The 12299-nt window shown below is 60.2% G+C and carries 10 protein-coding genes and 1 pseudogene; 1 reads left to right on the forward strand and 10 read right to left on the reverse strand.

Annotation, left to right across the window (positions count from 1 at the left end; all coding sequences use genetic code 11):
• Window positions 1-330 precede the first annotated feature (330 nt).
• The 10 genes from H4W27_RS13900 to H4W27_RS13195 form a co-directional block, all read right to left on the reverse strand.
• Entirely contained in the window at window positions 331-579 is a 249-nt protein-coding gene (locus H4W27_RS13900) for a DUF1016 N-terminal domain-containing protein (RefSeq protein WP_318782401.1), read from the reverse strand.
• 610 nt (window positions 580-1189) lie between these two features.
• Window positions 1190-2908, reverse strand: a complete 1719-nt coding sequence (locus H4W27_RS13155; RefSeq protein WP_192596626.1) for a type IV secretory system conjugative DNA transfer family protein — start codon at window positions 2906-2908, stop codon at window positions 1190-1192.
• 112 nt (window positions 2909-3020) lie between these two features.
• Complete coding sequence (locus H4W27_RS13160) at window positions 3021-3284, reverse strand: type II toxin-antitoxin system RelE family toxin (protein WP_192596627.1); 264 nt, start codon at window positions 3282-3284, stop codon at window positions 3021-3023.
• The gene (gene relB, locus H4W27_RS13165; RefSeq protein ID WP_192596628.1) at window positions 3268-3495 is read right to left on the reverse strand and encodes a type II toxin-antitoxin system RelB family antitoxin; all 228 of its coding nucleotides are present in this window, start codon (window positions 3493-3495) and stop codon (window positions 3268-3270) included. Before relB ends, H4W27_RS13160 begins: the two co-directional genes overlap by 17 nt.
• A 531-nt stretch (window positions 3496-4026) precedes the next feature.
• Window positions 4027-4587 (reverse strand): helix-turn-helix domain-containing protein, encoded by a 561-nt coding sequence (locus H4W27_RS13905; RefSeq protein ID WP_192596629.1) that lies wholly within the window; start codon window positions 4585-4587, stop codon window positions 4027-4029.
• The gene (locus H4W27_RS13175; protein ID WP_192596630.1) at window positions 4584-5603 is read right to left on the reverse strand and encodes an ABC transporter permease; all 1020 of its coding nucleotides are present in this window, start codon (window positions 5601-5603) and stop codon (window positions 4584-4586) included. The genes H4W27_RS13905 and H4W27_RS13175 overlap by 4 nt, the downstream gene beginning before the upstream one ends.
• Window positions 5604-5608: 5 nt before the next feature.
• Window positions 5609-7153, reverse strand: coding sequence for a sugar ABC transporter ATP-binding protein (locus H4W27_RS13180; RefSeq protein ID WP_192596631.1), 1545 nt, complete (start codon window positions 7151-7153; stop codon window positions 5609-5611).
• Window positions 7150-8754: an amidohydrolase gene (locus H4W27_RS13185; protein WP_192596632.1), complete on the reverse strand. Its 1605-nt coding sequence runs from the start codon at window positions 8752-8754 to the stop codon at window positions 7150-7152. The genes H4W27_RS13180 and H4W27_RS13185 overlap by 4 nt, the downstream gene beginning before the upstream one ends.
• A 17-nt stretch (window positions 8755-8771) precedes the next feature.
• Entirely contained in the window at window positions 8772-9920 is a 1149-nt protein-coding gene (torT, locus tag H4W27_RS13190; protein ID WP_192596633.1) for a TMAO reductase system periplasmic protein TorT, read from the reverse strand.
• Between the two features lie 42 nt (window positions 9921-9962).
• A complete protein-coding gene (locus H4W27_RS13195) occupies window positions 9963-11108 on the reverse strand; it encodes an FAD-dependent monooxygenase (RefSeq protein WP_192596634.1) in 1146 nt (381 codons plus the stop codon).
• Window positions 11109-11409: 301 nt separating this feature from the next.
• Between H4W27_RS13195 and H4W27_RS13200 the strand changes: the two are divergent.
• A pseudogene (locus H4W27_RS13200) lies at window positions 11410-11676 on the forward strand (transposase); the annotation flags it as partial.
• Between the last annotated feature and the right edge of the window lie 623 nt (window positions 11677-12299).

Genomic DNA, 12299 nt, shown 5'->3' on the forward strand with positions numbered 1-12299 from the left:
GCCGTTTTTGAGCGGTCCTGTTGTCCATTGTCCCCCAAGGGGGCCCCACACCGGATACAGGAAGTGAATCGCCCGGGCTTCGCGACCGAGCGGTCCGGACGGTTTTTTCTCGCCAAACCACGGTTCATGATTATGTCAACAGGACATTCGTGACCAGCCATTCTCACGGTCACCGCGGCGGAAAAGGGACGCGAGTGATTGTCGTAGAGCTTATATCCAAAAGTGTGGTGATGTGGCCCCACGGCAGTTGTCCAACAACCGTTTCATCTCTGCAAGCTGCCGCGAAAGACCGCATACAGTACAGGTTGCTTTGCGACAATCCGGTCATCTTCAAAACTCACTTTCGAGGTCAGAAGCGAGTCGCTTGATCACCTCGCTTCCCCAGCCTCGACGATCTTGCTGGGCTAGGATCTCGTTGCAGATCTGCCAGTACAACTCGGTGAGTTGGGTGTCGACAGTAACGCCAACCTGTCGCAGCCGACGTAGGTGGCGAGCAGGGGCGATGCGTACTGGTTTTGCGAGGCGGTCGATGCGCTCAGCCAGCGGGGCGCCCCGGCGACGGGCAACGCAACCGCGCACGAAATTGGGGTCGGCCAGAGTTGCGCGTCACGGTTGATCAAGAGCGCCGCAGCATCCGGCTATCTGGTTATGGCGGCATCCCCGACCGACGGTCGACAACGCGAAGCATCGCTCGCCCCCGCGGGCCGATCCATGCTCGACCCGGCGCATCGCTGGCAGGAGGACATGTTTGCTCAGCTGACTACAGGCTGGACCAGATAAGAAGCTGTCCAGGCGAGGAAGAAGTACAGAAGCACAGCCACCACGAGGGCGAAAAGGATCGGCACCCGAATTTCCAGCGCTCGAGGCCGCGGCCGACGATCCCCGAGAAAGATGACTAGCAGGGGAACGTGCATCCCCACATTTCAGGTGACGGTGGTTAGGACAGGATATCGCGGATACGCCTGAGAGTCATTGGGACACCAGCGTCCTTGCGGATAGATACTTGCCGCTCAGCATCCGAGCCGTACCGTTCTGAGAAGACCGCTTCGGCTTTTTCGCCAAACCGCGTGGCAAGCGTCAAGCGGGTTCCATCGCTTTCTGGCCGCCAGCGGTAGGTCCATGTGACATAGCCCTCTACCGCTCCGGCCGGTCCAACTGACCACGAAAATCCATACGTACTCCGCGGAAGCTACTGGTCCAATATGGCCTCGTAGTATTCCTGAGAGTCCTTCACGTCCTGGGCATAGGGCTTCGCGGAGAAGTGTTCGAGCTTCATCAACGCGGCCGGCTGACCGGAGCTAAACAGCAACGCGCGGCCCGAGGGCATCCCGGCGAGATCCGCTACATCCATGATCCGCTCACGTTGGATCGACGTCGAGGTCGACCGGCCGCGCTGGGCGCTGCTGGTCTGGCGCTTGATCACGTCGCGCTCTCCCACGAGTTGGGAGAGGAACGGTAGAAACTCATCCTCAGACAGTCCCGAGCCGGCTACTCGGATATTGGCCGAGGACCAGAGCTTGCGCATCCCTTCCTTGCCGAACGCTTCCACGCCCTGGACGAAGCTTTGGAAGAACGTTGAGACCACGATGCCGCGTGAACCGTAGTGCGAATACAGGTCCGGCAGCTCACGCCACCGGACCACGTTGGCAGCCTCATCGAGAACGGCCATCACCGGAGGCGAGAGCCGGCCACCAGGCAGCCGGCCGGCGCGCTTCTCCGCAGAAGTCAGCGTGGCCATGACCAACGCGGCGGTGATCGCGCGAGCAGATCCACCACCCTCACGCGAGATCAGATATAGCGTGTCCGTGGTCTTGGAAAACTCTTCGTGATCGAACTCGATCACCCCCGGCAGCATAGGATCGCGCAGCCACGGCATCACCCGCTCATCGCCCAGGACCGAGACCCACGGGCGCACAGTGCCATACACGCCGTCACGCTGCTTCGGCGTGAGCTGCATGATCTGGCCCAGCGCCGCCGCGTAGGTCGGGCTCCCAGACGAGTCTAGCGCCTCACGCGGCGTCGGATCGTCAGGATCATTAGCCCAGGTGAACACGTCCGTGATTGGACGTGAGGTCAGTGCGGCCGAGAGCAGAAGGTGAGAGAGCAGACGCTTACCGTCAGAGGTGAAATATGCGTCCTGGGAGGCCCCTGCCGAGGTTTCGGAGGCAATAAACACGTCCGCGAGTTTCTGGGCCGTCTCCATGTCTTTGACGAAGCTCAGCGGGTTCCAGAACCAGGACGGTTCCTCCCCAATAATGTCTTGGGGATCGTGGACCCACACCCGGCCCTTGGCCAGGCGCGGCCCGCGCGTGAGATCCACAATGTCTCGCTTATTCGAGGTCGCCAACACCGGCCCGTTGGTCTCTACGATCTGGGGCACGCACACGCACGACGTCTTACCCGCACGAGGCCCCATAATCCAGGTCTGCACCCACTCCCACGAGGCGCGCAGCTCCTTGTTGTTCGTCACCGCACGCGCCAGCGGCACACCTGGTGACGCATCGGCCGCGCGCAGCCGCTCAGCCGAGGCGGTCTGCGCCTTGACGCTAAGCCCGATGAGATCTTTCGGCCGCGACATAGACCGCGCCAGATGATCCACTCGGGAGGACTTTCCTCGCTGGCGCAGCCCCACGAACACCAGGAACGCGACGAGCACCAGCACACCGAACACGATGGTGCTGAACATGACGAGTTGCGCAGCCGTGACCGGCAGCGTCCCCGTCATCTGTCCGGTGAGGATCGTCAGCGGATCACTAGCCCCGGCAGGGGTAGTGATCGCAGGATCAATGAGTGCTGCCCCCCACCATCCGGCGGTGAGCAGCAGCACAACCGCGAGGAATCCGCCCAGGATGATCCAGCCGGTCTCCCCGGAGCCCGGTTGGTTTCTTCTTCCGGCGCGTTGGCTCATGTCAGATCCTCTCCAGGCTCATGCGTGGTCTCTCTGGCGCGGTCTTCTGATAGGGGAGAGGGGCCATCGCAGAGTGGCTGGCCGCCTGTCGTCTCGTGAGATCTCTCAGACCCTATTTGTAGGCTTCGCTGCGGTGCTGAAGCTCAATCACCAGGACAATCAACTGCCCGTATTGGATATCGCAGATGACTCGATAATCCCCGACCCGGTAGACCCAGAACCCCTTGCGGTTAGACAAGAGCGGTTTACCCATCGTGGTGGGATCGTCTAAGGACTCGATCTCTCGGAGTTTTCGCAGGATCTGCTGCGCGACCGGCTTGTCGAGCTTCTTCAGCGTCTTACGGACGTCCTCGTCGAGCTTAATTCTCCAGGTCAAGCTCGCGCTCTACTTCCTCGAGTGAATAGGTCTGGCGTTTGCCAGCACGAATATCGGCCACTTTGCGCTCAAGAGAGAGCTCCCACTCCAAACGTTCGATGTTTTCTTCCAACAACGAGCGCAGGTAGTAGCTCTTTGGGCGCCCGGTACCCTCGGCCACCTGAGCTAAACGGGCTTCAAGGTCTGCTGGTAGTCGTACAGTTGTCGTCATATCTGCACCTCCTGCACCACAGTGTATTACATGTGCATCAACCAAGATAGTGAGGCTCTCACGATCTTCCCGTCCCGGTTGCGCAGCCCGCGCATGAGATCGGGCTCGACCAGAGTGGCGCGTCACGGTTGATCAAGAGCGTCGCAGCATCCGGATATCTGACTATGGCGGCGTACCGGCCGACGGCCGACGACGCGAAGCATCACCCGCCCCCGAGGACCAATCCATGCTCGACCAGGCACATCACTGGCGGGAGGACATCTCTGCCCAGCTGACTACAGGCTGAAGTGACAAGGAACGCCACGAGTGCACCCGCCAGCCGTGAAGCGCCGGGTGGCCGGTTACGACGCCGGGGAACCGATGAGCGATCGCTTCAGTCGCTAGTTCCAGATGCCCTCCAAGGCGCCGCCGGCACTGAGGAAGGAGATCGTGTCGCTGCGGCTTTGCGAACGCGTCAGCCCCGGCAGCTCGCCGTCACTGCAGAATGAAGGACTAAGGCGTCGGGTGTCAGGTGGGCTGGACGGGATCAAGTTAAACGGGATCGACGCCGGGCGGAGCGGTGATCCACAGCAGCTTCGCCTCATTCTGTCCCTGGTTCTTGTAGCCGTGCGGTCGCCGCGGCTCCAAGGCGAGCACGTCGCCTGAGGAGAGCTCGTATTCCTTCTCTTCGGTGCGGATGACGACTTCTCCTGTAAGTACATAGACGCACTCTTCGTCGCCAGTGTGCGCGTACAACTCCTCGCCTGACCCTTGTCCGGGATGCAGCACGGAGACCATCAAGGCAAAATTCTTCACACCGCGCGGAGTGAGAAAGATCTCTTCCGCGTCCCGCCGTGGACGGCGTAGACGCCGCGCCTCAGCTTCTCTCACGACCTGCGTAGGACTTAAGTCGCCGGTGAAGAAGTCCGGGAGGGACACGCCTAGAGCCACTGCAATGCGCTGGAGAGAGGCAATGGAAGGGTTCGCGACCCCGCGTTCCACCTGCGAGACGAAACTTTCGGATACCCCCACCTCTTGGGCAACTACACGAAGCGGTAGGCCTCTGGAGAGCCTGAGGCTCCGGATGGTGGCACCTACTTCATCGGGTATCACCTTTCTATTCTTGCACGCTGCGTCCGGAGCCTGAAGTTCCGCAGCATGGCGAAGATCTTTCCGGCGTTGCCTACCACGGCACCTATTAGGACCAACCCGAGGACGAGCTCCTGCATATAGCTGGGAACCCGGATGAGATTCATCCCATTGTTGAGGATGCTGATAAAAAGCACTCCGAGAACGGCGTGCCTCACGGCCGCGTCCCCTCCGAAAAGTGCGGCTCCGCCGAGTACCGCTGCCGCGATAGTCATGAGCAGGTAGGAACTTCCAAGGGAGGCTTCGCCCGAGCCGACCCTGGCCGCTAGAAGCACTCCGCAGAGACCTGCGAGTCCGCCAGAGATCAGGAAGGCGAGCATGACACTCCATGTCACGTTGATGCCGGCTGTCCGTGCGGCTTCAGCGTTGCCGCCTACGGCGTACATGTTTCGCCCTGTGACTGTCCAGGCGAGGAAGACGTAGAGAAGCACGGCCACCACGAGCGCGAAGAGGATGGGCACAGGGATACCCACTACTCGACCGGTGCCGAGGAAGGAGGTGAAGCTCACTGGTAGTCCGGACGCCGGCGTGCCGTTGGTGAGCAGGAGTCCGGCAGCGGTGAAGACTGACATGCTCCCCAATGTCACCATGAATGCGGGAGCTCCCAACACTGCGATCGCTATGCTGTTGAAGAAACCGCAGAGGATCCCCGCTACAGTCCCGACCAGGAGAGCGACCGGTATAGTCCATACCCCCAGGTCGCCGAACTCCTGGAGCGTCAGCGCAGTAACTACTGAAGATAGCCCGATTACGGCGCCCACTGAAAGGTCCAACTGGGCATTCAGCAACACGATCATCTGGGCAAACGTCACCAGAAGTAGGTAGACCGACTGGCGGGCGACGCTGATTAGGTTGGCGCTGGTTAAAAAGTCATTGCTCAGCACGCTGAATACGATCACCAGGGCCAGGAGCATGAGTGGAAGGGCGATATGTGTGGGCCTGAGTCGTAGCCAAAAATTGGTCTTACTAGTGGTTGTCATCGTCTTCACCTCAAAGATCTGCGCGTTGGCGCGGGGGGGTCGGTCTCTGTATCTGCTCCGAAGAAGTGTCCTAGAGCGGCACGGCTAGTTCGCTGTTCTCCTGTAAGGACCGCGACTACGTTGCCGTCCCGCACGACAGCGACTCGGTGGCTCATTGCGAGGACCTCTGAAAGGTCTGATGAGACCAGAACTATTGCGCAGCCCTTCTCTGCCAACCCGACGATGTGCCGATAGACCTCGGTGCGCGCCCCAACATCGACACCGACAGTGGGGTCATGAAAGACATGCAGTCTGTAGTCCTCAGTCAGGCCACGAGCGAGAACAACTTTCTGCTGGTTCCCTCCGGAGAGCTGTCCTGCCGTGCGCATCACGTCGGGGGGAGAGACTGTCATCGCGTGTGCATAGCCGGAAGTGATCCGACGTTCGGCTCGGCGCCTGAGCACCCCCGAGAGCGAGAAGTCCGAATGCTGCAACGCGCCCATCGTGATATTTCGGTAGATGGGAGCGCCAAGGACCAACCCCTCACGCTTGCGGTCGCTAGGGTAGTAGATGACGCCCTCTCGCCTGGCTACCCCTGCGGTGTATCGACGACGCGGCGCACTGTTGGTGAACTGCACGGTACCCGCACGCGGCGCTTCGACTCCTCCGATGACTCTGGCCAGGTAATCTTTTCCCGAGTTCAGAAGTCCGGCGATGCCGAGAATTTCCCCCTCGGCCACTTCGAGAGCCAGGCCGTCCCCGCCCTCACGTAGCTGAAGATCACGTACCCTCACCACCGGCTCCTCGCCCGCAGCAGGAAGCTCCGGGTAAATAGTCCCGAGGTCGCGGCCTGTCATCGCTCTGAGCAGTTCATCATGATCGGCGTCCTGAGTATCAGATTGAAACGTGATCTCTCCGTCCCGCAGAACCGAAACACGTGTTGTCAGGTCGTCTATTTCGTGCATCCGGTGGGTGATGTAGATGACTCCTGCGCCCTCGGCCGCCAACTTTCGAATCACATCGAAGAGTTTGTCCGTCTCGGATTTGGTCAAGGACGCGGTGGGCTCGTCGAAGATGAAGAGCCGGGCTTGCCGCCCTACGGCTTTGGCCACCTCGACAAGCTGTTGCAGCGACCGGGGCAGAGTGCCGACGCGAGTCCGCACATCGGCTTCGAGGCCTACGATGTCCGCTAGCTCTCGGGCACGTTTGTATAGGTGGGCCCGGTCTAGCACTGGGCTGCCAATCCTGGTGGGCAACTCTCCGAGCAGAATGTTTTCCGCCACTGACAGTTCAGGTACCAGCGTGAACTCCTGGAAGACCGTCGCAATGCCGCAATTGATCGCATCGAGCGGCTTGCGCGGCTTGAACGGTTCCCCGTCGATCAGGAGTTCGCCCGATTCCGGCATATGGACGCCAGCGACAGTCTTGATGAGGGTCGACTTTCCGGCCCCGTTCTCTCCGAGAATAGCGTGGATCTCTCCTGGCGCGACGCTCAGTGAAAGACCTTTCAGAACGTGATTCGAACCAAATGATTTCGAGATGCTGCGAACATCCAGTCGTACGGCGCTCATTGGTCACCATCCCCGTACACCACATCACCCTGGAGAACGACACGGCGCGCTTGTATCTCCCTTGGTGACTCTGGCGATATCTTGCGGGGGTCGGTCTTCAATTCCACCAGGTCTGCATATTTTCCAGCTTCGATGGAGCCGACCTGGTGATCGATTCCCAGTGCACGCGCGGATCCGATGCTCAGGACCTTTAGGGCGTCCTCGACCGAGACGGTCTCCTCCGGTTCCGCGGAGTCTCCTGACCGGGTAGGTCGCGAACACAGATTCCATAGGTGGGCCGCCGGCCAGCTCTGTGAGATTTCCGCGCCCAACCCAGCGTCTGCTCCGGCCGCTAGGTGCGCGCCTTGCTGGAGCAAAGACCTGATGGGCATCCTTCCTTTTCTTGCGACATCGCCCAGGATCCGGGGGAACTCATCGCCGATGTAGCTGTGAAAGAACCCCGGGTTCACCACGAGGGTCACTCCGCGTTCGATGAGGCCGTTTACGGTTTTCCAGTCATACACCCAGTTACCGGCGTGCTCTGCTCGAAGGCGGGAGCGTGGGTTCGGTTTCTCTGGAAGGGACTCCAGGAAGAGCTTTTGCGCCCGGTCTCCGTTCACGTGGACAGCTACACTCACTTCAGCCTTCGCAGCCTCCCGCAGTATGCGGCCGAGCTCCTCCGCGGTCAGCGCCAGTGATCCGTGGGCGTGTTCGGGTTCAGTATCCAGATAGGGCGAAGAGACGGCTGCTGTCCTGGAGGAGTAGCCGCCATCGACGAAGACCTTGATACCATCCAGCGAGAACCGGTTGTCGGCGTCCCTGAGTTCATCTGCGGCAAATACGGCTTCTTTAAGGGGCAGCGCCGGGGAGACGAGCAGGTAGCCACGGACTCTGGGAGTGCTTCTCTTAGACTGGACGGCATCCCGGAGAGCCTCGAGAGTGTCCCGCGACTCGCAGATCTCACCGACCGTGGTGACACCGTGGCGGAGATAGTCGTCCTGAAGGATCCGGCTCATTTCCTCTCTGATGGCAGCCTCCCCGGGGCGGGGCAGGTCTAACTCGGCATCTGCTTCCGCTACAGCACCGGTGGCACGACCTTTAGCGTCCTTGAAGACTGTGGCCGTGCCGGTGTGCCCCTGCAACGCACGGTCCTCGATCCGTTCCAGCGCTACCGTATTAAGGATGGAGATGTGGCCCCCGCAGCGCAGGATGACCTGTCGTGATGTCGAAACCTGATCCAGGTCATCGCGCGTAGGGAGCCTTCGGTCACTAAGCTTTCGATCGTAAAATAGATTGCCATAGCCGAGCACTGTGCCTTCGGTCCCTTCGCTGTGCTTCCGAAGCGTAGCGATGATGTCCGCGATAGAGCGCACATGCGGCACTCGGCAGTCTGCGGCTCCGATTCCTCCTGTGGCAGTATGCGTCACATGCGTGTGGGCGTCGACGAAGCCGGGGACCAGGAGGCCTTTTATCTTCACTACCGGAGTGCCGGCGGGTAGGGAGTCCAGCAGGGCCTCGTCTCCGACTGCCTCGATGAACCGGCCTCTCACCACCACCACAGACGCGTTTTGCTCTGTGGCGGTAAACACTTCCCCGCTGTACGCGGTCATTTGCTCGGACATGTTACAGAGCCTCCCTATCAGTTGACATCGTTGACCGGGGACCAATCGTCCGGCGCGAAGACAGACTCGGGGTCGAACTCGGCGAAGTTGTCGGCATCGCCGGCTCCCGGACCGCACACCAGCTGGGGAGAGGGAGCGGCGCGATGGGTGTCATTTTCGTATGGGATGTCGAGGGCGGTACGTACGGCGAGGTCAATCATGATGCGGGCCAGAAAAACGCCCTGGTCGTTGGGAGCGCAGGCGACAGTCCCTTCTTCCAGACTGGTGGTCAGTGCCGGAGAAATGTAGGTGCTGTAGTTGTCGACTTCATCCGTGAGGCCCCGCTCCTCCAGGATGCTGGTTGCGACTTCGGCGGTCACTGCAGTTCCGACAACGACGTCGAGCTCGCTGTCGGCGGAGAGCGCGTCTTCAACTAGACCTGCCTGGACTTCTCGGGTGGGGTCCCCGTACCGGGTATCGACCAGTTCTACGTCCGAACCTTCGATGGCGTCTTCGAAGCCCACCACTGATCGCTCCGACCATCCTGCCCCTGCCGGTCCTGGCAGAAGAGCGACGGATAGCTCTTCATTGCGTTCGACTAGATGCTCGCCGATGGTGCTTCCCATCTGGTAGTAGTCGAGAACTGCGCGAGCGTCCACATGCTCAGAATTGACTCCGTTGCCTCCGTCAATGATGTGGACTCCTCTGTCCTGTGCCTGCGCTAGAGCAGGGTCGAGAGCATCGGCGCTCACGGCCCCGACGACGACAGAGTCGTACCCTTGGGACACACAGTCTTCGACCTGGGTATTCTGTTCAGCGATGTTCTCGTAGCCTCCGGCGCCGTTGAACTGCATGGAGACCCCGAGACGTTCTGCTTCGCTCGCCGCACCGTAATTAATGCCCAGCCACACCGGGTCCTGCACATGCGGCACCAGGACACAGACGTCCACTTCTTGGTCCACCTGCTCGCCGTCGAGTGCCTTGTAGGTGTCCAGCGTCTCTTCGCCCTCACAGGAGGCCAGCTCCTCACCCGATTCGCATTCGACGAACACGGCTTCGATCTCCCAGGGTTCCTCCCCGGTTGGAGCAGTTTCCTCTTCCGAAGAGCTACAGGCGGACAGGGCAAGCACAGCAGCGGCGATCACTGCTGTACTGCGATAGGAAAGTGAACGAAGTTCGATCGACATGGGGTTCTCCTCAACTAGAAAACAACGCGAATGATGTAGGTGTCAGCGAGCCTGGGACGGAAAATGAAGAGCCGCCGCATTTACTCGGTTCTGGAATCTAGAGGAGCGCATAACGGTGCGCATCAGTATGGAACGCATGCCTTGCAACCGGTGGGGCCACCGAGTTCCGATCGTTCCGTACAGACGTGCGTAACGCTGAGTATTATCGGTGATCCAACGTTCTTCCGCCTCCCACTGTTGCAGCGCCGTGGCGACATCCGGTTCGGCCTCCAGCTTGAATCCAAGTGCTATTGCGTTGGTCATAGCAACGCACGCGGCCTGGCCGAGATTGGGCGCCATAGAATGTGCGGCATCCCCGAGGAGCGCTACTTTTCCGCTGGACCAGCTGCGAGTCTCCACTTCATAGAAGGGGGCCCAGCGTTCGGAGCCGTTCCGCGGAATGCGCTCAATATAATCCCGGTACTGGGGATAGGACTCCAGCCACGGTTTCGGATTGAAGGGTTTTTGGTCCCTCGCTTCAGCATCTTTCTCAGGCCCGCAGAGGAAGATGTAGATATCTTCTTTGCTCACCGGGGCGATGCCGATACGACGTCCCCCGTCCCATGCTTCCGTCGTGATATTGGCACCGTCCTCAGCTTTGCGTGGTACCAGGTACCTGCCGCAGCCGTCGCGCATATTTACCTTGATGTGTGCAAGGTCGAGTGAATCCCGCACTCGCGAGTGCACTCCGTCAGCTCCGATGACCAGGTCCGCTGAGAGCTCTTCGCCGTTGTGGAGGACTAGGGTCCCTTCCGGTCGTGCCATAGTCACAGGCGAGGACGTGACGATCTCTGCACCGGCGGCCCGCGCAGCGTTGCCCAGTGCCCGGTGGAGGTCGGTTCTACGAGTGGTGTAGAGACGGCTGTTGTGCAGCCAGTTGTCCTGTAAAAGGCGGCCTTTGTGATCGCGAAGCTGGTGGTTGTCCACTCTCTCCCAGTTTTTGGAGATCTCATCGGCAGCACCGATCTCTTCTAGAGACTTGATGGCGTTCTCCCAGATGAAGATGCCTGCGCCAATCTCTCGAGGCGCAGCCGCACGCTCGTGAACGCGCACACTCCAGCCTTTTTTCGCCAACATGGCTGCTGCTGTAAGCCCCGCAATCCCCCCTCCAGCGATTTCCGCGTGGCGGTTCTCTGTACGCTCAGACATGGGTCTCCCTGTATGTGTAGTTCAGACGGCTGAAGTAGTACTTCAGTATTCGTCACCGCTGAGTACTGTGGCAATAGCTTTTGGGGGAGTCGGGTTCCCGTGCACGTATCGACAAGGCTCCTGCAGGCTCGGGCAACATCCATAGAGAGTCCCGATTAGGCGCACCTTGATCCGCCACCCCCGCGCCGAGGGATCGTGGATCGCTGGCGAGGCTGGACGTGCCTGAGAAGAGGCTGACACCTCTTGGCGTCTAACAGCACATGCGGAGACTGGATAACCGGACTTGGTCATACGCCTCTCGGCTCGGATCTCTCTAACCGTTACGCATGTCCCTGCCTTCAACCGCCGGGCAGCGGACATACTTGGTTACTTCGACAGGCCTGGCACTCCCAACGAACCCACAAAAGCCATCAATGCACGACTCGAGCACTTTCGTGGGACTGCACTGGGGTTCCGGAACCTCGCCCACTACATCGCCAGACCGTTGCTGGACACTGGAGGATTCAGACCGCTGGTACACCGCACTTGCGATGAGTCCCATAAGTTCGGTCACCGGATTGCGTTTTGATGAGCATCCATCCGGTTCGACAAGAAGCCTCTTGGCCCAATAAGGCGCACCAGGTGCAGTGGTAGTAGTTTTGCCGGATACTTCGGCAGGCGACAGCAGGTCCCTAGGTCTCTACGGGGTTCCCTGATATCGGCGACGCGGCCGATGCAGACGGAGCCTGGCCAGCGCAGCCGGAAACGCCCTGACAGGCACCATTTGCGAGACCCTCATCGTCTCCCGCGGTCCCTGCAGCTAACGTCGGATCCACCCAGAATTGACCCTTGGGTTGCATTCTCTGCCCCAGTCGCCTTCTGCGTTTTGACAATCCCGAGGCGGCCTAGGGGCCTCCCAGACCCAAATACGGTCCAGAACTTTAAGGCTGCGGCTCCGAAATGGCTGCTCGTCCGCGCCTCTCTTCGAGTTGGTCTGTAACCAGGAATGCACGTGCCGCTGCTAGAACAGCTGGGCCGGTGTCCTCGAGTGGTCCGTCCCGCAGAAGTAGGACTGGGGTGGAATCTCCGAGTAGGGGATTCATGCCTGAAAACCATGACTGAACAATCGCTGCGGAATAGTACTCATGCAGCATCGCCGAGACGAGATAAGCACTGCGGAGTCGATTCATCACAGCTGCGGGGGGTTGGCGT

Source organism: Nesterenkonia lutea, from assembly GCF_014873955.1.
GTDB classification, from domain to species: Bacteria; Actinomycetota; Actinomycetes; order Actinomycetales; family Micrococcaceae; genus Nesterenkonia; species Nesterenkonia lutea.

What these genes read in the sequence shown, in the direction of transcription:
- H4W27_RS13180 (WP_192596631.1), bottom strand. Translation starts at nt 7,153, where the DNA reads ATGAGCGCCGTACGACTGGATGTTCGCAGCATCTCGAAATCATTTGGT.
- H4W27_RS13185 (WP_192596632.1), bottom strand. Translation starts at nt 8,754, where the DNA reads ATGTCCGAGCAAATGACCGCGTACAGCGGGGAAGTGTTTACCGCCACA.
- H4W27_RS13175 (WP_192596630.1), bottom strand. Translation starts at nt 5,603, where the DNA reads ATGACAACCACTAGTAAGACCAATTTTTGGCTACGACTCAGGCCCACA.
- torT (WP_192596633.1), bottom strand. Translation starts at nt 9,920, where the DNA reads ATGTCGATCGAACTTCGTTCACTTTCCTATCGCAGTACAGCAGTGATC.
- H4W27_RS13155 (WP_192596626.1), bottom strand. Translation starts at nt 2,908, where the DNA reads ATGAGCCAACGCGCCGGAAGAAGAAACCAACCGGGCTCCGGGGAGACC.
- H4W27_RS13195 (WP_192596634.1), bottom strand. Translation starts at nt 11,108, where the DNA reads ATGTCTGAGCGTACAGAGAACCGCCACGCGGAAATCGCTGGAGGGGGG.
- relB (WP_192596628.1), bottom strand. Translation starts at nt 3,495, where the DNA reads ATGACGACAACTGTACGACTACCAGCAGACCTTGAAGCCCGTTTAGCT.